This window comes from Pseudomonas sp. MYb118, assembly GCF_040947875.1.
Classification (GTDB): domain Bacteria; phylum Pseudomonadota; class Gammaproteobacteria; order Pseudomonadales; family Pseudomonadaceae; genus Aquipseudomonas.
The window spans coordinates 595,795-617,656 of the sequence record NZ_JBFRXN010000003.1 but is presented as its reverse complement, the minus strand read 5'-3'; the positions used below and the strand labels follow the sequence as shown (position 1 = coordinate 617,656).

Sequence of the window (21,862 nt, the reverse complement as noted above, 5' to 3'; positions counted from 1 at the left end):
GCCAACCTCGACATCGAATGTTCCGCCGTCATCGCGAGCAGGCTCGCTCCTACGGGGGATTGTGTAGGAGGCTGTCAGGGAGTGATCTAGAATCAGGCGTGTGCGAATTCGTCGTAAAGGACATGTAGATGCTCGGACGCAGTAAACCCGCTGGGGGCTCGCCGTTGAAACCGGTGAGAGCCGGCGCCACGTTCCGCCTGATTGTCAGTTTCATGCTGGCGGTTTTCCTGGCGTTTGTGGTGGTCGAAGGCTGGCGGACCTGGCGTGACTATCGTGCCGCCTTCGCTCAAGCGCGGGATTCGGTGACGAACCTGGCGCGTGCCACCGCGCAACATGCCGAAGACGCCATTCGCCAGGTGGATGTGCTGACTGCCGCCCTCGCGGAGCGTGTCGAAGGCGATGGTTTGCAAAGCATCGACGTGCCGCGCATCCACAACCTGCTGGTGCAGCAGTCGAAGATCATGCCGCAGTTGCACGGCCTGTTCATTTATGGCCCGGACGGCCAGTGGATCGTCACGGACAAGGAAACCACCCCGGACCCTGCGAACAATGCCGACCGCGACTATTTCCAGTATCACCGCAGCCACGATGATCACGACGTGCGCATCGGCGATGTGGTCAGGAGTCGTTCTACCAACGACCTGATCGTGCCGATCTCACGGCGCCTGAACAACCCCGACGGTTCATTTGCCGGTGTGCTGCTGGGGACGATCAAGGTCAGTTATTTCGTCGACTACTACGGCGATTTCAAGATCGACGACAAGGGCGCGCTGGTATTGGCCAAGCGCGACGGCACCATCCTGGTCCGCCGCCCTTTCATTGCCTCCGTGGTCGGCAAGAGCCTGGCCAACAGTGAAATCTACAAGCGTTACCTGCCAAGTTCCGATGAAGGCATCGCCGAGGTCAAGGCCGTGGTGGACGACACCGAACGCCTGTACGGCTACCGCGCACTGAGCACCTACCCTTTGGTCGTGGAGGCCGGCCTGTCCCGTGAGTCGATCATCGCGCCCTGGCGCCGCGACCTGATCAAGACCGGGCTGGTGCTGTTTTGCCTGCTGGCCGTGTTCAGCGCTTTCGGGTTGATCGTGCTCAGTCAATTGCGGCAGAAAATGATGATTTCGCGGCAATTGCGCCGCGCCCATCAGGCCATGCAGGAGATGGCCCTCACCGACAGCCTCACGGGCCTGGGCAACCGGCGGCGTCTGGACGCTGCGCTGGCGGATGAAATTCGCCTGGCGCAGCGTAACGGCAGCTGGATTTCACTGATCATGATTGATGTCGATTACTTCAAGCGCTACAACGACCGGTATGGACATGCCAGCGGCGATGACTGCCTGAGCGCGGTAGGCGGCGCCATCCAGCAGGCGGTCAAGCGACCTGGCGACCTGGCCGTCAGGTACGGCGGCGAGGAATTCACCGTGCTGCTGCCCAACACCGACAGCGCCGGTGCGGCCCAGGTCGCCGAAGACATCCTGCGGGCGATCCGCTCACTGAACATCGAACACGCCGAGCACCCCTTGGGCAAAGTCACGGCCAGCGCCGGCATCGCCACGCGCCAGCCCGGTATCGAGGATGTCACGCCGACCTCGCTGTTGAAATCCGCCGATGCCTGCCTGTATTCGGCGAAACAGAACGGACGCAATCGCTGGTACAGCCTCGACGGCTTGCATCTGTTCAGTTAGACATACCTGACACTGCTGAGGCCGGCCTGCACTTCGATCTCAACTTCCACGCCCATGATCAATGGATAATGGTCAGGCACATGGCCGGCGGGAAAAGCGAATATCTTGGGGATGCGGTATTTGGTCATGATCTTGTTGATCAGACTGTAAGCGCCCTCGTCGAAGTCCGACTTGACTCCACCGACATCACGCATCGAGCCTATGATGATGCCTTTTAACCTGGCCAATATTCCCGCTGTTTCCAGCGTTTGCATTTGCCGGTCAATCCGGTAGTAAGCGCTCTCGCCAATATCTTCGAGAAACAATATCGCGCCGTCATAATTGAAGTTATAGGGTGTTCCGGAAAGAGCGCCGACGATCGTTTGATTACCGCCCACCAGTCGTCCTCTGGCCCTGCCCGGTTTATCCAGCGCATGGGAAGTAATCGAATAGCTGGGCAATTGACCCTGCAGGATATCGAACACTTTGCCATAACTGGAGGGCGGCGGCGCGATGCCCATGCTCAGGGTTCTCACGACATTGGGACCATGGATCGTGGCGACGGCGTGGCGGTTGAAAAAGCTGTGCAGATAGGTGATATCGGAATAACCAATCAACCATTTGGGCTTATTGCAAATGGTCTGCATATCCAGCCCGGCCAATAACTGCACACTGCCGTAACCGCCACGCGTGACCCAGATCGCGTCGATATCCGGGTCGTCGCAGGCCCATTGCAAATCTTCCAGTCTTTGTTGCGGTGTGCCCGCGTACGCATAATGATTGTCATATCGTTCAAAACAATTTTTCGACAATACCGGCGTATATCCCTGTTCTTTGATCATGGGTGTCACATGATCCAGGAACGCAGGGTTGGTTAAATAACCTGCGGGCGAAACTATCGCTATTCTACTGCCTCTTTTCAGCGGCTCCGGCAACTTCAAACATGTCATGTCAAATGCTCTGGATGATTAAAAACCCACCATACCAGAGCGTTCTAACGAGGCACTTTCGCTTTATTGACAGATCATTACCGGGCAACCCGTTCAGGCGACTTCGCAGAGGTTGGCTACTTGCTCGGCGATCCACGCTTTGCACTGTTCAATTTGCGAGGCAGTGTGCTCGGGCGTGCGCACCATGCTGTCCAGCCGGATGACCTGAATATTCGACAGGCCGATGGTTGGCAGAACATATTCCAGATAAGGCGTGAGGAAATCCTGCTGGGCGTAAGGCCCGGTCACGGGGCCGCCACAGGTGACGATGATGAACACCGGACGATCCTCCAGCAGCCCTTGCTTGCCCTTGCTCGAGCGCGCAAACGTGCGTTGCGGGCGCAGGATCTGATCAATCCAGGCCTTGAGCACGGCCGGCACACCAAAGTTATGCATGGGCGTGGAGATGACGAGCGCCTTGGCCGCCTCCAGTTCTTCGATGAGTATTTCCGATTCTAGGTTGTCCGAGCGCTGCTCCAGCGGCAGCAGGTTATCCGCCGCGAACTGACGGCTGGGCACCGGCGGCGCGTGGGTCCCGATATCGCGCTCGACCACCGCGACGTTGCGCATTTTGTGCGCGAGCTGCTCAGTCAGCAGGCGCCCCAGGGCGGTGCTGGTCGACTGTTCGGCATTCGGGCTGGCCGCGACATGCAACAGGTATCCGGAAGCGTTCATTGCTGGTCCCCTACTGATTTGACAAAGCGCGTGGCCAGGTTGGTCATGCCACAGCGTGTGTAAAAGCGTTGCGCGTCATGGTTGGCAAGACCGGTGTCGAGCACCAGGTGATCGCACCCGCAATCCCTCGCCACTTGCATCAGCGCGTCCATCAATTGCCTGCCCAACCCGGCGCTGCGAGTCGTGGCATCGGTGACCAGGTCGTCGACGTACAGGAATTTGCCGTGAATCAGGTTTTCCTGGAGCCGAAAGCCTGCCAGCGCCGTGGGCGTGTTGTTACTGACGATCAGCAACACGCGGTAACCGCTGCTGGCCTGGCGCTTGAATGCACTGAGCCACAGCTCGGCGCTGGTCAAGCGTGGTCGCAGTTGCCGGATCAGGCTGAAGGCCGCCAGAATCGCTGCGTCGCTGGAAAACTCTCTGACGCCGTCGACGCCATCAAAGCCGGTGATGGACTGCTGCATGTTTTTAGCCTCAAGCGCTGGAAGAGGCTTTATTCTTGATCTGAACTGGACCAAAGTATTGATCCATTTCCGTACTATCTGATTGATCCACCTGCGAGTACCACCCTTGAAGAAATCCGCCAGCGCGCCCGTCACCTGGTCCCTGACACTCGCCGCCCGTAAACCTGACGAAACCCTGCAGGACTGGCTGTACCGAACCTTGCGCCAGGATATTCTCGACGGCCGCCTGGCCCGCAACTACGTGCTTCCCAGCACGCGCTTTCTCGCCGCGCAATATGGTCTGGCCCGGGGTACGGTGCAAGCGGCCTATGCTCAATTGCTGTCCGAAGGTTATCTGGTGACCGCGCAAGGCAGCGGCACCAAGGTCAGCCTGACGTTGCCCGATGATCAACTGGTCAAGGCCACTGCGCTGGCGCCAGACAGCCCGCCGCCCTCGACGGATTCCACGATCCCGCTCACGCGCTGGGCAACCGACCTCATCGAACAGGAGCCGGCCTTTCCCAATTCGGCATCCACGGTAAAGCTGCCCTTTTCACCCCATGTGTGTGATGTCGCGCAGTTTCCGGTCGATACCTGGCGGCGTCTGCACATGCGCCACCTGGGTTCGGTGCTGCCGCCTGTGCTGTCGAGTCGTCCGGCACAGGGGCTGCTGGCGTTGCGTCAGGCCATCGTCGAGCACCTGGCGATTGCGCGAGGCGTCGCCACCTCTGCCGACAACATTGTCATCGTCAGCAGCGTGCAGCAGGCGCTGGATATCTGCCTGCGGCTGATCATCAACCCAGGCGATAGCGTGTGGATGGAAAACCCGGGATACCCCGGTGCCCGGCAAATCATGCAGGGCGTCGGTGCAAATATCGTCGATGTGCCCGTCGATGGCTCCGGCATGGACGTCAGCGAAGGCATCCGCCTCGCGGCCCACGCCCGGCTGGCGTACGTCACGCCTTGTCGCCAGGCTCCGATGGGCGTGGCCTTGTCCGCGGAACGGCGCCTCATGCTGTTGAGCTGGGCCAGGGAAGCCGGCGCCTACCTGTTCGAGGATGACTACGACAGCGAGTATCGCTTCATCGCCAAGCCGATCCCGGCGCTGAAAAGCATGCCCCAGGCTGACAGCCACGTGATCATGACCGGCACCTTCAGCAAGCTGCTGTTTCCGGCGACGGGGCTGGCGTATGTGGTGTTGCCGCCGCCGTTGGTCGAAGCTTTCCAGCGGGCGATGTCGTTGACCTCGCGCAGTGCCAACGGGCTGGCCCAGGCGGTATTGGCGGACTTCATGTCCGAGGGGCACTTCGGTCGGCATATCCGCCGCATGCGCAAGGTCTACGCTGCGCGGGCCAGGGTGTTCGAGGACATGGCCCGGCAACACCTGCATGACTTCATTGAGGTCCCGCCGATTCTCGCCGGGCTGGATGTCGCCACGCGCCTCAAATCACTGTCCGAAGCCCAGGCACTGGAGGTCACTCGAGCGGCGAATGTCGGCGCGTTTCCTCTCGGGCGCTATGGCCGAGGCCCGCAGGTGTCACCGGGGCTGGTGATGGGGTTCGCCGCCTGCACCGAAGAACAGATCACCGAACGGATGATCGCCATCGCGCAGCAATTGAAGCACTGACCATAGCTGGCAGCGCCGGGAGTCCCTCCTCCCGGCGCTTGCCGTTACACGAAATGGATACGCAGCCCGGCCATGGCAAGAATGATGGTCACGGCCACCACGGCCGAAAACACAATTCCGCCGACCAGTACCCGAGTGGCTGTCCGTTCACTGACCCGGTGCGCGAGCATGACGCCGCGCAACCCGCAGAAGGCGTGGGCGATGACAAAGAACACCGCCAGCAGGTAGTACGGCAGCAGACGAATGTTCCAGGCATCGTGCAACAGGCCAGCGGGCGCACCCACGGCAAAGCCCCAGTCGGTATCAATGTTGAAATACACACGCGCCAGATAAAGCACGGCGTTGATATGACTGATCACCGCGAAAATCAGGAACACCCCGCCGGCGATCTGGAAGGAACGAATCGCGTCCGCCGGGCGGCGGGTCATGCGCCAGGCCATGTAGGCGCCGCTACCGACCAGGAACAGGAAACTGGCGATGAGCGCTGGCTCGATCAACGGGGACCGGTAAACCACCCGCAGCACTTTCATCACCGCCATGTGGGCATCGGCGCCGATCAGGCCGAACAGGTGGTTGCTGAAGTGAAAACACAGGTACACCACCGCCACCAGTGCCGCGACGCCATGCCAGCGGCGCATGTTGGCGTGGCACTGTTGCCGCTCCGGTTGACGGGACAACGGCGTGCGGTCGGCGAAGGAGATCATCACGATCAACGCGGCCCACAGGAACGTCAGGAAGCCGACATCCCAGGTGGGTTTGCCCAATAGCAGAAACACGACACCGGTCAGGGTAAACATCGGCGCAACGGCCACACCGAGAAACGCGACCCGCCGCGCCAGCACATCGGCAGCACTGGGGTTGGCGAGCCTGCCAAGCCGGGTGGCCGTCAGCAGTCCCGACAGCGGCAGGACGATGGCGATTAACAGCATCAGGCCGGCACCCAGCCAGCTGAGTACACCGCCGCCCTGGGTGATCGACACACGCATGGTGTCGTAACCCATCAGCAGGTACGGATACAGAAGTGCGATGATGGGCGCAACATACCAGTCTCGACGAGCGATCCTGTCTTCCATCAGGTCGTTTAACCCCGGGGAACTGGACACAGACATTGGAATGATCCTTGAAGATTGAGTGAGCCCGGATAATCCCTGCGCAGTGGACCAAAGTATTGATCCATTGCGCCGATTTCTCACTGATCCACTTCCGCTTCGCTGGCCCGATGTCGGTGTCTTCGGTCTTTGCTGTTCGTGCAATACAGTATTTACATGCAGTGCATTGATCGCTTTGCAGCGTCAGGTGCATGCTAGAGGGCTGGCTGCATTCTTATATCATTCCGAATGATATTTACCTTCGCTTCGTTCGATTCGTGCGATAGCCCCGCCGCCGAGCATCATCCGCCCATTCTCAATACATTGGCGGATGCATCCATGGAACAATCACTCAAACATTTGCGCTTCCCACTGGCCGTATTGGCCGTTGTGGTCATGAGTGCCTGCGGCAAGGCACCCGAAACGGCAGCGACCATGCCGGCCGCTTCGGTCAGCGTTGCCAAGGTCCTGGAACAACCCGTCAACGAGTGGGACGAGTTCACCGGCCGCCTCGAAGCGCCGGAAACCGTTGAAATCCGTCCACGGGTCTCCGGCCAGATCGACGAAGTGGCCTTCACCGAAGGCGCGCTGGTCAAGAAAGGCGACCTGCTGTTCCAGATCGACCCGCGTCCGTTCCAGGCCGAGGTCCGCCGCCTCGAAGCACTGGTAGCCCAGTCGCGCGCCAACGCCACCCGCAGTGAAAACGAAGCCCAGCGCGGTGAACGCCTGCGCACCAGCAACGCGATTTCCGCCGAACTGGCCGACTCGCGCACCAGCGCTGCCCAGGAAGCCCGCGCCGCCGTCGGCGCCCTGCAAGCGCAACTGGACCTGGCCAAGCTGAACCTGAGCTTCACCCGCGTCACCGCGCCGATCAGCGGCCGCGTCAGCCGTGCAGAAATCACCGCCGGCAACCTGGTGACCGCCGACACCACTGCGCTGACCAGCGTGGTCTCCACCGACAAGGTCTACGCCTACTTCGACGCCGACGAGCGCGTGTTCCTCAAGTACACCCAGCTCGCCCGCCAGGGCAAACGCGGCGCCACCACTCCGGTTTACCTGGGCCTGTCCAACGAAGACGGCAACCCGCACCTGGGCCAGATGAACTTCGTCGACAACCAGGTCAACCCGAAAACCGGCACCATCCGTGGCCGCGCCGTATTCGACAATGCCGATGGCAACTACACCCCTGGTCTTTATGCACGCCTGAAACTGGTGGGCAGCGGCACCTACAACGCCATGCTGATCAACGACGAAGCCGTCGGCACCGACCTGGGCAAGAAGTTCGTGCTGGTGATGGATGGCGAGAACAAGACCGCCTACCGCGCCGTTGAGCTGGGTCCGAAAATCGAAGGTTTGCGCATCGTGCGCAGCGGCCTGAACAAGGACGACACCATTATCGTCAAGGGCCTGCAGCGCGTACGTCCTGGCTCGCCGGTCACCCCTGAAGTGGTGCCGATGGCCAGTGAACAGACCCTGGCGGCCCTCGCCCAACAACGACAAGCGCTGGAAGCCAGCAACCTGCCCCAAGTCGCACCTGCCAAGGTCGCGCCGGGCACGGCTGTGAAGCTCGCTGCTGCGTCCCCACGCGGTTAAGGGATAACGACTCCGATGAATTTTTCCAAGTTCTTCATTACACGGCCGATCTTCGCCGCAGTGCTGTCGCTGCTGATCCTGATCGCCGGTGCCATCTCGCTGTTCCAGTTGCCGATCAGCGAATACCCGGAAGTGGTCCCACCCACCGTGGTGGTGCGTGCCAACTTCCCTGGCGCCAACCCGAAAGTCATCGGTGAAACCGTGGCCGCTCCCCTGGAGCAAGCCATCACCGGCGTCGAGAACATGCTGTACATGTCTTCGCAGTCGACCGCCGACGGCAAGATCACCCTGACCATCACCTTCGCCCTGGGCACTGACCTGGACAACGCGCAGGTGCAGGTGCAGAACCGCGTGACCCGTACCGAGCCCAAGCTTCCCGAGGAAGTGACGCGCATCGGTATCACCGTGGACAAGGCCTCGCCCGACCTGACCATGGTCGTGCACTTGACCTCGCCGGACAAACGCTACGACATGCTTTACCTGTCCAACTACGCCATCCTCAACATCAAGGATGAGCTGGCGCGCCTGGGCGGTGTCGGTGACGTGCAACTGTTCGGCATGGGCGACTACTCGCTGCGGGTCTGGCTCGATCCGAACAAGACCGCTTCGCGCAACCTGACCGCCACCGACGTGGTCACCGCCATTCGCGAGCAGAACCGCCAGGTGGCCGCCGGCCAACTGGGTGCGCCGCCCTCCCCGAGCGCCCAGAGCTTCCAGCTGTCGATCAACACCCAGGGCCGTCTGGTCACCGAGGAAGAGTTCGAGAACATCATCATTCGCGCTGGCGACAACGGTGAAATCACCCGACTGAAGGACATCGCCCGGGTCGAGCTGGGTTCCAGCCAGTACGCCCTGCGTTCATTGCTCAACAACCAGCCGGCCGTGGCCATCCCGATCTTCCAGCGTCCAGGTTCCAACGCCATCGAAATCTCCAACGAGGTTCGGGCGAAGATGGACGAGCTGAAGAAAGGCTTCCCGCAGGGTATGGATTACAGCATCGTCTATGACCCGACGATCTTCGTGCGCGGCTCCATCGAAGCGGTGGTGCACACCCTGTTCGAAGCGCTGATCCTCGTGGTACTGGTGGTGATCCTGTTCCTGCAGACCTGGCGTGCCTCGATCATTCCGTTGGTGGCGGTGCCGGTATCGTTGATCGGTACGTTTGCGGTGATGCACCTGTTCGGCTTCTCGCTCAACGCCCTGTCGCTGTTCGGCCTGGTATTGGCCATCGGTATCGTGGTGGACGACGCCATCGTGGTGGTGGAGAACGTCGAGCGTAACATCGAGCTGGGCCTGGAGCCGTTCGAAGCGACCAAGAAGGCCATGAGCGAAGTGACGGGCCCGATCATTGCCACGGCGCTGGTGCTGTGTGCGGTGTTCGTACCGGCGGCGTTCATTTCTGGCCTGACCGGCCAGTTCTACAAGCAGTTCGCCCTGACCATCGCGATTTCCACGGTGATCTCGGCCTTCAACTCGCTGACCCTGTCGCCGGCACTGGCTGCCGTATTGCTCAAGGGCCACGACGCGCCGAAAGACCGCTTCTCGAAAATCCTCGACAAGATCTTCGGTGGCTGGCTGTTCCGTCCGTTCAACCGCTTCTTTGAAAAAGCCAGCCATGGTTATGTCGGCACCGTACGCCGGGTCATCCGCAGCAGCGGTATCGCCCTGCTGCTGTACGCAGGCCTGATGGTGCTGACCTTCTTCGGTTTCTCCAGCACGCCAACCGGTTTCGTGCCTGGCCAGGACAAACAATACCTGGTGGCCTTCGCGCAACTGCCGGACGCCGCGAGCCTGGACCGTACCGAAGACGTGATCAAGCGCATGTCCGACCTGGCGCTGAAACAGCCTGGCGTCGACAGTGCCGTGGCATTCCCGGGCCTGTCGATCAATGGTTTCACCAACAGCCCGAACTCCGGCATCGTGTTCGTGACCTTGAAGCCGTTCGATGAGCGCAAGGATCCAAGCATGTCCGCCGGTGCCATTGCCGGTGCCTTGAACGGCCAGTTTGCCGGGATCCAGGAAGCCTACATGGCTATCTTCCCGCCGCCGCCGGTACAAGGCCTGGGCACCATTGGTGGCTTCCGCCTGCAAGTCGAAGACCGGGGCAACCTGGGTTACGAAGAGCTGTACAAGCAGACCATGAACGTCATCGCCAAGAGCCATAACGTTCCGGAACTGGCCGGGCTGTTCACCAGCTACACCGTAAACGTGCCGCAGGTCGATGCCGCCATCGACCGGGAAAAGGCCAAGACCCACGGCGTGGCCGTCAGCGACATCTTCGACACCCTGCAGATCTACCTGGGTTCGCTGTATGCCAACGACTTCAACCGCTTCGGTCGCACCTATCAGGTCAACGTCCAGGCCGAGCAGCAGTTCCGCCTCGAGTCCGACCAGATCGGCCAACTGAAAGTGCGTAACAACAAGGGCGAGATGATCCCGCTGGCGACCTTCATCAAGGTCAGCGACACCTCGGGGCCGGACCGCGTGATGCACTACAACGGCTTCATCACTGCTGAAATCAACGGCGCTGCTGCCCCAGGCTACAGCTCCGGCCAGGCCGAGGCTGCCATCGAGAAACTGCTCAAGGAAGAACTGCCCAACGGCATGACCTACGAGTGGACCGACCTGACCTACCAGCAGATTCTGTCCGGCAACACCGCGCTGTTCGTGTTCCCGCTCTGCGTATTGCTGGCGTTCCTGGTGCTCGCCGCCCAATACGAAAGCTGGAGCCTGCCACTGGCGGTGATCCTGATCGTACCGATGACCCTGCTGTCAGCCATCACCGGTGTGATTGCCTCGGGCGGCGACAACAACATCTTTACCCAGATCGGCTTGATCGTACTGGTGGGGCTTGCCTGTAAGAACGCGATCCTGATCGTCGAGTTCGCCAAGGACAAACAGCTTGAAGGCCTCAACCCCCTGGCGGCTGTACTGGAAGCGTGCCGCCTGCGTCTGCGTCCGATCCTGATGACCTCCTTCGCGTTCATCATGGGTGTGGTGCCACTGGTGTTCTCCAGCGGTGCCGGTGCCGAAATGCGTCACGCCATGGGTGTGGCGGTGTTCTCCGGGATGCTCGGGGTGACCTTCTTCGGCCTGTTGCTGACACCGGTGTTCTACGTGTTGATCCGTAATTTCGTGGAGCGTGGCGAAGCCCGCAAAGCGGCGAAAGCGCCGAAACTCGACAAGCCCCTGGAGGCGCACCAATGAGCCTGAAAGTCTTCCTGCCAAGCCTTCTGGTACTGGCCCTGAGCGCCTGTGCCGTAGGCCCGGACTATCAGACCCCGGCCACTGAACGCGCCAACATCACCGCCGCCACCGATGGCGCCGCCGGTCAGAAGAACTTCGACCGCTCGCGTTTCGAAGGCATCTGGTGGCAGCAGTTCGACGACCCGACCCTCAACCAGTTGGTGACGCAGTCGCTGCAAGGCAACCGTGACCTGCGCGTCGCCTTCGCCCGCTGGAAAGCGGCCCGGGCGATTCGCGACGACGTCAGCAATGACGCCATGCCGACCATCACCAGCCGCGCCAGCAGTAACCTGGGCAAAGGCCAGATCCCTGGCCAGACCACCGACCGGGTCAACAGCGAGCGCTACGACCTGGGGCTGGACATGGCTTGGGAACTGGACCTGTTCGGACGCATCCAGCGCAACCTGGAATCCAGCGACGCCGAACAGCAGGCGGCCGAAGCCGATCTGTACCAACTGCAAGTCACCATGATTGCCGAGCTGGTGGACGCCTACGGTCAACTGCGCGGCGCGCAACTGCGCGAGAAGATCGCCCTGGCCAACCTGAACAACCAGCAGGAGTCGCGCAAGATCACCATCGCCCTGCGTGACGCCGGGGTTGGCGATCAACTGGATGTCGAGCGCGCCGATGCGCGCCTGGCAGCGGTCGAAGCCAGCGTGCCGCAATTGCAGGCGGAACAGGTGCGGCAGAAAAACCGCATCGCCACCCTGCTCGGTCAGCGTCCGGAAAAACTGGCCGTGGACCTGAGCCCCAAGGACCTGCCGGCGATTGCCAAGGCCTTGCCGATCGGTGATCCGGGTGAACTGCTGCAACGTCGCCCGGACATCCTCAGCGCCGAACGCAAACTGGCTTCGGCCACGGCGCGCATCGGCGTGGCCAAGGCCGACCTGTTCCCGCGGGTGAGCCTCAGCGGCTTCCTCGGCTGGACGGCCGGGCGTGGTTCGCAGATCGGTTCCTCGGCGGCCAACGCCTGGGCACTGGGCCCGAGCATCACCTGGGCAGCGTTCGACCTGGGCAGCGTGCGCGCCCGTTTGCGCGGCGCCGATGCCGAGGCCGAAGGCGCCCTGGCCACCTACGAGCAGCAAGTGCTGCTGGCCCTGGAAGAGTCGGAAAACGCCTTCAGCGACTACGGCAAACGCCAGCAACGCCTGATTTCGCTGATTCGTCAGAGTGAATCGAGCCGCGCCGCAGCTGACCTTGCGCAGATTCGCTACCGCGAAGGCACGGCCGACTTCCTCGTCCTGCTCGACGCACAGCGCGAGCGCCTGGCAGCGGAAGACAGCCAGGCCCAGGCGGAAATCGACCTGTATCGCGGCATTGTCGCGATCTACAAGGCCCTGGGCGGTGGCTGGCAACCGGAAACCGTGGCCAGCAAGTAACGCCATCAACGAGCTCTTTTGGTTGGCAACACCAACCAAATTTTTGCCCCGCGCCCCATTCGGTCGTGGGGCTTTTTTTTGCCTGACACACCACCATCCCCTGTAGGAGCGGGCTTGCCCGCGATGGGGCCGTAACATCCAACAAATTTGGCGCCTAACACTCCGCTATCGCGAGCAAGCCCGCTCCCACAGGGTGAGTGTCAATGTGCCACTAACTCCTGCTAAAATCCGCGCCCGCTCGCCAATGGATGCCGGGCGTTTGATGGAGTGGTTGTACGCAATGTCATTTTCCCGTTTCGCAGGTTTTGCTTGTGTGGTGGCCCTGACGGGCTGTGCTGGTTCAGGTGGCATGAACAGCGATTACAGAGACAGCATCGTCGCCCGCCTCAAGGCCGAACGCAGCGCCATGGCCACGCGGGTCCTGGCCCAGCCGTTGCCGTTGAATACCGCGATCAAGATTGCGCCCAAAGTCGCCATGACCCTGATCGACGTGCCGGCCCAGGGCACCGAGCCCGCCACCCAGGCTCGGCTTTTCGCCCAGTGCGATACCCTGGCCTTGAGCATGGATTATCGAGACACCCGGGACTGGACCTACACGTCCGCCCTGGCCGATCAGACACCCGCCGCGCGCAACGCCGCCGAACAGTTGTGCCAGGCCGCCAAAGGCGGCGAATGGCGGCAACTGGCCGCGGACGGTGCAGACTGGCTGCTCGTGAACCCGGACAGCCTCACCACCATCGAAGGCCGACAGTGGGCATGGGTCGGTATCGACTATGAGCGTTCGCGCCAGAGTGAAGACGACACCTTCGTCTTCGATCGCCAATTTGAGCGCGTCGAGATCGACTGCGCTGCCCGTCAGATCAACAGCCGCCTGTCCCTGCGCGGGGCCACTGACACGCTGATCAAGCCGCCCGCGCAGCCGTTTGCCAGCCTGCTCAGCGCCGATCAACGCAACCACCTGATCGGCGCCCTTTGCACGTCCAGCGCCGATCTGGCGAAGCTGCCGACTGTGCTCATGCGTAAAAAGCTGCCGCCGAACCTGGCGACACCGCAAGTGCCGGACGCGCTGTTGACCCAGGTCCGCTCATTGCCGCACGGGACGCCGGCCAACAGCCTCAGTCACCTGCAACTGGCCTACAGCGCCCATTCGCCACTGGTGCCCGGCGCGCAAATCAATGACAACCCGCTGGACGTGTACCTGCAAACCGGTCCAGCACCTGGCCTGTGGCGCATGCAGACAGTCGGTGCCCTCTCCAGCGAAGGCGTAAGCATCCGCTGGCGTGGCCTGATCGACCTCGCCACGATCAACCGCATCGGACGCAACGGCAAAATGGAACAGCGCCCCAGCCCCGAAAGCATTCACCTGGCCGGTGACTGGAAAACCGTGCCGGCCGGTTCGACCCTCAGTTACAGCAAAGTCAGCAAAAGCAGCGAGGGCAAAGAATTCACCCAGAATATCGAGTGCAAGGTGGGCCCGTCTTTCCCGGCGGCCCAGCAACTGGCGTCCCTCAAGGGTGAAGCGCGCCTGGTCAGCTGCGCCCAGCTCGAAGGCCTGAAGTCCAAAAGCACCCATGTGTTCCTGGAGGACTACGACCTGTTCGTGCAGACCCTCGACAGCTCGGCGCTGATCGTGCAGAGCAGTACGTTGAAGGCGGCGGAGTAATCCGCCCCGGACCCTGCGCAATTCCCTGTGGGAGCGAGCCTGCTCGCGATAAGGCCGTCATATCCAGCATCATTGGCGCCTGACACACTGCTATCGCGAGCAGGCTCGCTCCCACAGTTATCAGTTTCACCCTGATGTCATGAACACCCCTGCTCCCTGTAGGAGCGGGCTTGCCCGCGATGAGGCCGTCACATCCAACATCTTTGGTGCCTGACACACCGCCATCGCGAGCAAGCTCGCTCCTACAGGGGATCAGTGCTTTTCCTCGACCGTCACCGTCGCCGTGGTTCCCGCCCGCAACTGGTCCTTGCCGGCATAATCGGCGTCGATGCCGATCCGCACCGGCACTCGCTGCGCCAGCTTGACCCAGGTGTAGCTGGGGTTGATGTTGGCCAGCAGGCGCCCGCCGGGCAGGTTCTCGCGGTCGGCGATGGCGAAGGCGATGCTTTGCACGGTGCCGCCAAACCGCTCGCCGCTCATCAATTCGATATCGACCCGGTCGCCCTCGGCGATGCGCGGCAGCTTGGTCTCTTCGAAATAACCACTGACGTAGAACGAATCGCTGTCGACCAGCGCCACCAGCGGCCCGCCGGCCGTGGCGTAGTCGCCCTGGCGGGTCAGCAGGTTAGTGACGTAGCCGGTCACCGGCGACTCGACCCGGGTGCGTTCCAGGTCATGTTCGGCCTCGGCCAACGCGGCGATAGCCAGTTGCACATTGGCCTGGGCGAAACTCAGGTTGGCCTGGTTGCGCAGCAGATCGGCCTGGGCCACTGAAACGTCGGTGCTGGACTTTTCCCACTCTTCGCCGGAAATCGCCGCGCGTTCCTTGAGCGTCCTGCGCCGGCGCTCTTCACTCTGGCGTTGCTTGAGCAGGGCCTGGCTGGAGGCGATGGTGGCTTCGGACTGGCCCAGCGACGCCTTCGCCACTTCCACCGAACGCTTGGCATGCTCCACCGCCAGGGCGTAGCGCGACGGGTCGATTTCCAGCAGTAACTGGCCCTTCTGCACGTGCTGGTTGTCCTGCACGGTGAGGTTGACGATGCGACCGGCGACGTCGGCAGACAAGGTCACCACATCGGCCCGCACCCGTGCGTCGCGGGTCCAGGGTGCACGGGTGTAATGCTCCCAGGCGAACCAGCCCAGCACAAAGGCCAGCACCACCATGACCACGGTCGTGAGTCGGGCAAGGATCTTCTTCAAGGCATCACGCTCCCATCACCAGTATCAATGTGGCACACACGCAGGCGTACAACGCGCCTTCGAACAACGCCTCGTGCCAGACGAACTGCAACACGCCAAGGCGGCGCAGTATCCAGTCCAGCACCAGGAAAACCGGCAGGCCCAGCAACAGCGCCTGAGCGATCGGCGGCAGGTAGACGCCGCCCAATTCCAGATCAATGGGCAAGTGCAGTGACTCCTTGGCTAACGATCGGTTGAAAATGCTCGCGGTGGCGTTGCAGGAACGACACCACGATCAACAACGCCACGCGCATGCGGAACACCGACCACAGTTGTTCATGCACGTTGCAATGCAGCGCATCGAGTTCATCGCCCAGGGTTTGCAGGCGCTCGAGCACCCCGTCCAGGTCAACGTCGGGACGACCGGCGACCAGGCGCCCGGTTTCGCGCACCGTGGCGAACAGCCGTCCCTGCATTTCCAGGCTGAGCAAGGTGTTGCTCTGCCCCTGTTGGCGCAGCTGATTCAACGCGATGCCCACCGCCATGCAACCGAGGCTGACGTCGAACAGGTTTCGCGCAGACGGGTCCTGTATCGCTGGCAACAAGCCGAGCATGGCGGTCAGGCGGTCGACCATATGGCTCTCGAAGGCGAACTGGTTTTCATCGGTGGCCGGGATTTTCATCAAGGCATGCACCTGCTCGCGGTTCTCCTTGTGCAGGCGCTGGATGCGCAGCACCGGCCTGAAAGGAAAGATCAGCGCATACACGCTCAAGGCCAGAGACGCGGCGCAGACATAGGCACCGGCGAACTCGAACCACTGGATCGCGCTGTTTTGTCCAAGGCCGGTGTTCTGCGGCCCCAACATCAACAAGGTGATCAGCCCGAGGGCAATCCCGGTGCCGGTGGTCGGCGGGCTCGACAAGCCCACCGCCACCGCATACAGCACCGGCGCCAACAGCAGCGCCAGCATCTCGAAGTCGCTGACCATCGGCACCAGGGCGAATTGCAGTACCGCCGACACCACCAGCGCCAGACCAAGCCCCCTGGCGAACCCCTGGGCCGCCAGCAGCGGCCTGGGAAACGTGGCCATCAGCGAACAGAGAATGCCGGTGACGATCATGCCGCCACGGGCGCCATCCCAACCGGTCTCGATCCAGATCAGGCCGGCGACCATCAGCGCACAAAAGGCCCGCGTCGCGTTCATCGCGGCGAGTGTGTAATCCATGTGCAGGGTGTTTTTCTGCCCGCGATACAGGCTGCTGGCCCGGCGCCCGCTCTGGATCGCATCGCTCAATTCGAGGATCGTCTCGAACTGCTGCACCAGCCGCGCCTGTTCCCAGCGCAACGACCATGACAACGAACGCAGGGTCGCCGACAGTGGCTCCACCAGTTGCTCGGAGCGATAGGCCAATTCGTCGAAACGCTGTTGCAGCGCCGCGAACTGCCGCCGTTGCTCATTGGGCAGCGTGCGCCCCAGCCGGGCCAGTTCTTCAAGCAACGCGACTTCTTCGTCGAGCAGGCGCTGGATTTCAACCGGCAGATCGCCTTCCCAGCGCTCGAGCAGCAGTTGGCGCTGATGGCGCAGCGCCGTCAGCCTGGCGGCCAACAGCATCAGTTGATTGCCGAGCAACTGCACCAGGTCGTCGGCACTGCGCAGGCGCGGCGCGTCGTAATACAAATGCCGGCGAACGCCTTCCAGCGCACCGATCTGCCCGAGCAACTGCATCTGCCGTTGCTGGAATTGCACCTCGCTTTCCTCGGTGCGGATCACCGCAATGGCGTGGGTGGCCAGCAAGCGGGTGATTTGATCAATCCTGTTGAAATAGTCACGGGCGACGTTTTCCGGACGCGCCGTCAACAGGCTGACCACGCACACGCAGGCCACCGCGAGCAGGGTTTCGGTGACGCGGGTCACGGCGAGCATGAAGGTGCCGTCCTGATCCGGCACCGCCAGCAGCCCGACCACCACCGCCGTGTAGCCGCTGAGCACGAACGCCCCGGAACTGGTGTAACGCAACAGCGTGCCGCCGGCCGTGCACAACGCCAGCCAAAGGGCCAGCGTGACCAGGAACGGCAGCGGCGCCTGGGGAAACAGGGCCATGAACACCACGGCCACCACCGCGCCAATGGTGGTGCCGATCACCTGGCCGAAACTGCGGGCCAGGGTCATCCCCGCCGACGGCTGGCTGACAATGACCACGGCCATGATCGACCACTTGGGCTGGTCGAGGTCGAACACAAAGGCGAGATACAGGGTCAACAGCCCGGCGGCGATGGTACGCAGGCCGAACAGCACCACACCGGGGCCGGGATGCACGATTGCCTTGAAGTACTGCAACAGCGCTTGCATGGAAACGGCTCGTTGGGGTCGATCAAGCAAGCGTAGTCAGTGTTGTCGGGTGACACATTCAAAGATGATGTTGGGGCAACTGGCCTCATCGCGGGCAAGCCCGCTCCCACAGTTTGGAATGCGTTCCCCCTGTGGGAGCGGGCTTGCCCGCGATGAGGCCGGCACAGGCAAAGACCCATCTGGCAGTTAATCCACCAACCCCCAATCCCCCGAACCACTCCCGGCCCCAGGGTTCGACTCGGAATGCAACTTCAACCGCAGCCGCAAATTGTTCACCGAATCGGCATGTTTCAGCGCTTCTTCCTCGCTGATCGCCCCCTCCACCACCAGATCGAACAACGCCCCGTCGTAGGTCTGCATCCCCGCCTCGGCGGATTTCTCCATGAGGCCCTTGAGCTCGCCGACCTCGCTGCGCCGGATCAGGTCGCCGACGGTCGGGGTGCCGATCAGCACTTCCACCGCCGCCCGGCGTCCGCCTTCACGGGTGCGCACCAGGCGCTGGGAAACACAGGCCCTGAGGTTGTTGCCCAGGTCGTTGAGCAACTGCGTGCGCCGTTCCTCGGGGAAGAAATTGACGATGCGGTCCAGCGCCTGGTGGGCGTTGTGGGCGTGCAAGGTGCTGATCACCAGGTGCCCGGTATCGGCAAAGGCCAGCGCATGTTCCATGGTTTCACGGTCGCGGATCTCGCCGATCAGCACCACATCCGGCGCCTGGCGCAGGGTGTTTTTCAGCGCGGCATGGAAACTGCGGGTATCGACGCCAACCTCGCGCTGGTTGACGATCGACTTCTTGTGCCGATGGATGAACTCCACCGGATCTTCAATGGTAATGATGTGGCCACTGCTGTGACGGTTGCGGTAGTCGATCAACGCCGCCAGTGAGGTAGACTTGCCCGACCCGGTGGCGCCGACGACCAGGATCATGCCTTGCTTGAGCATGACCATGTCCAGCAGCACCGGCGGCAGCTTCAGGTCTTCGAAGCGCGGAATGTCGAGTTTGATGTTACGCGCCACCATCGACACATCGTTGCGTTGCTTGAAAATATTGACCCGGAAGCGCCCGACACCCACCAACGAGATCGCCAGGTTCATCTCCAGTTCCCGATCGAACTCCAGTCGTTGCTCGGCGTCCATGATGGACAGGGCAAGGGCGGCGATTTCCCCCGGTTTGAACGGCTGGTGGGTCAAGGGCTTGAGTACGCCGTCGAACCGTGCGCACGGAGGTGCACCAGTGGACAGGTACAAATCGGATCCATCCTGGCTGGCCAGGATCTTCAACAGCGCATCGATTTCCATGGCAAAAAGCACCCGCGAAGCATTCAATGAACGGAAATGGCCCGACCAGGGGCCACACACCCCAGGCGATTCCAGCATAGTAGACCGCGACAGTTGCCAGACGTGCAGGACATTTTGATGAACCCATCGACCATCGGCAGCGATGCCCAGGCCCTGATTGCCCGACTGGACTGGACACGCACCCCGCTGGGCGCCGCCAGTGACTGGCCGCAGAGCCTGCGCACGGCGGTGGACATCGTGATTCACTCGCCCATGCCGATGCTGTTGCTGTGGGGGCCGCAACTGACGCAGATCTACAACGACGGGTTTGCCCTGCTCGCCGGCAACCAGCATCCGCACGCTTTCGGACAACCGACCTACCAGATGTGGCCGGAACTGCGCGACTTTACCGGCCCGATTTACAGCGCGGTCCTACAGGGCCAGGTGCGAACCTACAGCGAACAGCGTTTCACCCTGCACCGCGATGGCAAGGACTCCGACCTCTGGCTGGACCTGACCTACAGCCCGATCCGCGACGAAAGCGCCGAGGTCGCCGGGATCCTGGTGACCGCCATCGAAACCAACGAACGCCGGCGCATCGCCCTCGAACTCGAACAACGCTCGGCTGCCAGTCTCAAGGCCCAGCGCGAAACCGAGGAACGCTTGCAACTGGCGCTGGCCGCCACGGACGCGGTCGGCACCTGGGACTGGGACATCAGCGAAGACCGCTTCATCGTCGACAGCCACTTCGCCCAATTGCACGGCGTCAATCCCAAGCTCGCCAGCCAACTGCCGATCAGCGACTACCTCGAAGGCGTGCACCCCGAAGATCGCGCGATGATCACCCGCAGCATCAAGCACTGCATCACCCACGGCAGCGAATACGCCGTGGAGTATCGCCTGCTGCTCGCCGACGGCCAGGTGCGCTGGGTGTTCGCCCGCGGCCGTTGCTACAAGGATCACCATGGCCGGCCGATGCGCTTTCTCGGCGCCGCTCTGGACCTGACCGAACGCAAGCAGACCGAACAGGCGCTACGCCAGAGCCAGACCGAGCTGCAACTGATCATCAACGCCATGCCGATCCTGATCAGTTATGTCGACAGCGAGGAACGCTTTCGCCTGAACAATTCGGCGTACCTGAACTGGTATGGCCTGACGCCGCAGGAGCTGTACGGTCGGACCATTCGCGAGGTGCTCGGTGAACATGCCTACGCCAAACGCGCCCAATACATCGCCGAAGCCCTGGCAGGCCGACCCTGTTGTTTCAGCATCAGCACCTCCCATGGCGATGGCAGTACCCGCCAGGCGCTGATGAACTACCTGCCCCGTCACGGTGCCGATGGCGCGGTCAATGGTTTCTACATCTTCGTGATCGACGAAACCGAGCGCAAACAGACCGAAGAGGCCCTGCGTAACCTCAATGAAACCCTGGAAGAGCGCGTCGCCTCGCGCACCCAGCAACTGGCCGAGGCCAACCAGCGCCTGCAAAACGAGATGTTCGAGCGCGAGCGCGCCGAAGACGCCCTGCGCCATGCGCAGAAGATGGAAGCGGTCGGCCAGCTCACCGGCGGTATCGCCCACGACTTCAACAACATGCTCACCGGCATCATCGGCAGCCTCGACATGATGCAGCGCTACATCGCCGAGGGGCGCGCCGCCGACATTGGCCGTTTCACCGAAGCGGCGGTGTCCTCGGCCAACCGCGCGGCCGCCCTCACCCATCGCCTGCTCGCGTTCTCCCGGCGCCAATCGCTGGATCGCAAGCCGATCATTGCCAACAAGCTGATTCACTCACTCGAAGACTTGTTCAGCCGCACCAAGGGCGATCACATCGAGTTGAAGCTGGACCTGGCCGAGGACATCTGGTCAGTGAGCACCGACGTCAGCCAGCTGGAGAACGCCCTGCTCAACCTGGTGATCAACGCCCGCGATGCCATGCCCGACGGCGGCGAGCTGTTGATCAAGACCGCCAACGTGCACCTCGACGCCCACGACATCGTGCCCCTGGAATCGGTCACGGCCGGTGACTACGTGATGATCGCCGTCAGCGACAACGGCACCGGCATGACGCCGTCGGTGCGGGCCAAGGCGTTCGATCCGTTCTTCACCACCAAGCCGATCGGCCAGGGCACCGGCCTGGGGCTTTCGATGATTTACGGGTTTGCCCAGCAATCAGGCGGCCACGTCAGCCTCGACAGCCTGCCGGACCAGGGCACCTGCGTGCGCCTGTACCTGCCACGGCTGCATGATCCGGAGCCGGAAAACACCCTGTTGCCTTTCAGTGGCGCAGCGCCGGCGGCGATTGCCGGTGAAAGCGTGGTGCTGGTGGAAGATGACCCGGCGGTGCGCATGCTGGTGTTCGACCTGCTCAAGGAGCTGGGCTATCAGGCCTTCGAGGCCGAAGATGCGAAGACCGCCCTGCCCTTGCTGGAGTCCGACAGGCGCGTCGACCTGCTGGTCACCGATGTCGGGCTGCCGGGCATGAACGGCCGGCAACTGGCGGAAATCGCCCGTCAGTATCGGCCGGGCCTGAAAGTGCTGTTCATCACCGGTTACGCGGAGAAAGCCGCCGAACGCCAGGGCTTCCTCGAAGAAGGCATGGACATGGTGTCCAAACCGTTTTCCATTGACCTGCTGGCCAACAAGATTCGCCAGATGATCGGCCAAGCGCCGTGAGTTCAGGCATAATCGCG

15 protein-coding genes are annotated in these 21,862 nt (G+C 62.1%); 7 read left to right on the top strand and 8 right to left on the bottom strand.

From position 1 onward, the window contains the following. Positions 1 to 128: 128 nt before the first annotated feature. On the top strand, positions 129 to 1,682 hold the full coding sequence (locus tag ABVN20_RS24215; protein WP_368558279.1) for a diguanylate cyclase: 1,554 nt from the start codon (positions 129 to 131) through the stop codon (positions 1,680 to 1,682). Here ABVN20_RS24215 and ABVN20_RS24210 read toward each other — a convergent pair. The 3 genes from ABVN20_RS24210 to ABVN20_RS24200 form a co-directional block, all read right to left on the bottom strand. Next, positions 1,679 to 2,611, bottom strand: a complete 933-nt coding sequence (locus ABVN20_RS24210; protein ID WP_368558278.1) for an LD-carboxypeptidase — start codon at positions 2,609 to 2,611, stop codon at positions 1,679 to 1,681. The two genes, ABVN20_RS24215 and ABVN20_RS24210, sit on opposite strands and share 4 nt — an antisense overlap. A gap of 93 nt (positions 2,612 to 2,704) precedes the next feature. Then, positions 2,705 to 3,325, bottom strand: coding sequence for an FMN-dependent NADH-azoreductase (locus ABVN20_RS24205; RefSeq protein WP_368558277.1), 621 nt, complete (start codon positions 3,323 to 3,325; stop codon positions 2,705 to 2,707). Then, positions 3,322 to 3,789, bottom strand: a complete 468-nt coding sequence (locus ABVN20_RS24200) for a GNAT family N-acetyltransferase (protein ID WP_368558276.1) — start codon at positions 3,787 to 3,789, stop codon at positions 3,322 to 3,324. The genes ABVN20_RS24205 and ABVN20_RS24200 overlap by 4 nt, the downstream gene beginning before the upstream one ends. Positions 3,790 to 3,895: 106 nt before the next feature. Between ABVN20_RS24200 and ABVN20_RS24195 the strand changes: the two genes are divergently transcribed. Further along, the gene (locus tag ABVN20_RS24195) at positions 3,896 to 5,395 is read left to right on the top strand and encodes a PLP-dependent aminotransferase family protein (protein WP_368558275.1); all 1,500 of its coding nucleotides are present in this window, start codon (positions 3,896 to 3,898) and stop codon (positions 5,393 to 5,395) included. A 44-nt stretch (positions 5,396 to 5,439) separates the two neighbouring features. On the opposite strand, the gene ABVN20_RS24190 is transcribed toward ABVN20_RS24195, so the two are convergent. Continuing rightward, on the bottom strand, positions 5,440 to 6,504 hold the full coding sequence (locus ABVN20_RS24190; RefSeq protein ID WP_368558273.1) for a hypothetical protein: 1,065 nt from the start codon (positions 6,502 to 6,504) through the stop codon (positions 5,440 to 5,442). A 318-nt stretch (positions 6,505 to 6,822) separates the two neighbouring features. On the opposite strand from ABVN20_RS24190, the gene mexE reads away from it, so the two are divergent. The 4 genes from mexE (at position 6,823) to ABVN20_RS24170 (ending at position 14,364) form a co-directional block, all read left to right on the top strand. Next, the gene (gene mexE, locus ABVN20_RS24185; protein WP_368558272.1) at positions 6,823 to 8,076 is read left to right on the top strand and encodes a multidrug efflux RND transporter periplasmic adaptor subunit MexE; all 1,254 of its coding nucleotides are present in this window, start codon (positions 6,823 to 6,825) and stop codon (positions 8,074 to 8,076) included. A gap of 15 nt (positions 8,077 to 8,091) precedes the next feature. Further along, positions 8,092 to 11,283, top strand: coding sequence for an efflux RND transporter permease subunit (locus tag ABVN20_RS24180; protein ID WP_368558271.1), 3,192 nt, complete (start codon positions 8,092 to 8,094; stop codon positions 11,281 to 11,283). Further along, on the top strand, positions 11,280 to 12,701 hold the full coding sequence (locus ABVN20_RS24175) for an efflux transporter outer membrane subunit (protein ID WP_368558270.1): 1,422 nt from the start codon (positions 11,280 to 11,282) through the stop codon (positions 12,699 to 12,701). Before ABVN20_RS24180 ends, ABVN20_RS24175 begins: the two co-directional genes overlap by 4 nt. A 349-nt stretch (positions 12,702 to 13,050) precedes the next feature. Continuing rightward, a complete protein-coding gene (locus tag ABVN20_RS24170) occupies positions 13,051 to 14,364 on the top strand; it encodes a hypothetical protein (protein ID WP_368558269.1) in 1,314 nt (437 codons plus the stop codon). A gap of 252 nt (positions 14,365 to 14,616) precedes the next feature. Here the strand turns inward: ABVN20_RS24170 and ABVN20_RS24165 are convergent, their stop codons facing one another. The 4 genes from ABVN20_RS24165 to ABVN20_RS24150 all read right to left on the bottom strand — a co-directional run bounded on the left by ABVN20_RS24165 (position 14,617) and on the right by ABVN20_RS24150 (position 19,190). After that, complete coding sequence (locus ABVN20_RS24165; protein ID WP_368558268.1) at positions 14,617 to 15,564, bottom strand: biotin/lipoyl-binding protein; 948 nt, start codon at positions 15,562 to 15,564, stop codon at positions 14,617 to 14,619. A 4-nt stretch (positions 15,565 to 15,568) separates the two neighbouring features. After that, a complete protein-coding gene (locus ABVN20_RS24160) occupies positions 15,569 to 15,769 on the bottom strand; it encodes a DUF1656 domain-containing protein (RefSeq protein WP_368558267.1) in 201 nt (66 codons plus the stop codon). Continuing rightward, entirely contained in the window at positions 15,759 to 17,894 is a 2,136-nt protein-coding gene (locus tag ABVN20_RS24155) for an FUSC family protein (RefSeq protein WP_368558266.1), read from the bottom strand. The genes ABVN20_RS24160 and ABVN20_RS24155 overlap by 11 nt, the downstream gene beginning before the upstream one ends. Before the next feature lie 186 nt (positions 17,895 to 18,080). Continuing rightward, on the bottom strand, positions 18,081 to 19,190 hold the full coding sequence (locus tag ABVN20_RS24150; protein ID WP_368558265.1) for a PilT/PilU family type 4a pilus ATPase: 1,110 nt from the start codon (positions 19,188 to 19,190) through the stop codon (positions 18,081 to 18,083). A 117-nt stretch (positions 19,191 to 19,307) separates the two neighbouring features. Between ABVN20_RS24150 and ABVN20_RS24145 the strand changes: the two genes are divergently transcribed. Next, positions 19,308 to 21,845 carry a PAS domain-containing protein gene (locus ABVN20_RS24145; protein WP_368558264.1) on the top strand — a complete coding sequence of 846 codons (2,538 nt, stop codon included), beginning with the start codon at positions 19,308 to 19,310 and terminating at the stop codon, positions 21,843 to 21,845. Positions 21,846 to 21,862: the final 17 nt, after the last annotated feature.

Coding starts and splice junctions, on each gene's coding strand:
- ABVN20_RS24215 (WP_368558279.1), top strand. CDS start 129: ATGCTCGGACGCAGTAAACCCGCTGGGGGCTCGCCGTTGAAACCGGTG.
- ABVN20_RS24210 (WP_368558278.1), bottom strand. CDS start 2,611: ATGACATGTTTGAAGTTGCCGGAGCCGCTGAAAAGAGGCAGTAGAATA.
- ABVN20_RS24205 (WP_368558277.1), bottom strand. CDS start 3,325: ATGAACGCTTCCGGATACCTGTTGCATGTCGCGGCCAGCCCGAATGCC.
- ABVN20_RS24200 (WP_368558276.1), bottom strand. CDS start 3,789: ATGCAGCAGTCCATCACCGGCTTTGATGGCGTCGACGGCGTCAGAGAG.
- ABVN20_RS24190 (WP_368558273.1), bottom strand. CDS start 6,504: ATGTCTGTGTCCAGTTCCCCGGGGTTAAACGACCTGATGGAAGACAGG.
- mexE (WP_368558272.1), top strand. CDS start 6,823: ATGGAACAATCACTCAAACATTTGCGCTTCCCACTGGCCGTATTGGCC.
- ABVN20_RS24180 (WP_368558271.1), top strand. CDS start 8,092: ATGAATTTTTCCAAGTTCTTCATTACACGGCCGATCTTCGCCGCAGTG.
- ABVN20_RS24175 (WP_368558270.1), top strand. CDS start 11,280: ATGAGCCTGAAAGTCTTCCTGCCAAGCCTTCTGGTACTGGCCCTGAGC.
- ABVN20_RS24170 (WP_368558269.1), top strand. CDS start 13,051: ATGAACAGCGATTACAGAGACAGCATCGTCGCCCGCCTCAAGGCCGAA.
- ABVN20_RS24155 (WP_368558266.1), bottom strand. CDS start 17,894: ATGCAAGCGCTGTTGCAGTACTTCAAGGCAATCGTGCATCCCGGCCCC.
- ABVN20_RS24150 (WP_368558265.1), bottom strand. CDS start 19,190: ATGGAAATCGATGCGCTGTTGAAGATCCTGGCCAGCCAGGATGGATCC.
- ABVN20_RS24145 (WP_368558264.1), top strand. CDS start 19,308: ATGAACCCATCGACCATCGGCAGCGATGCCCAGGCCCTGATTGCCCGA.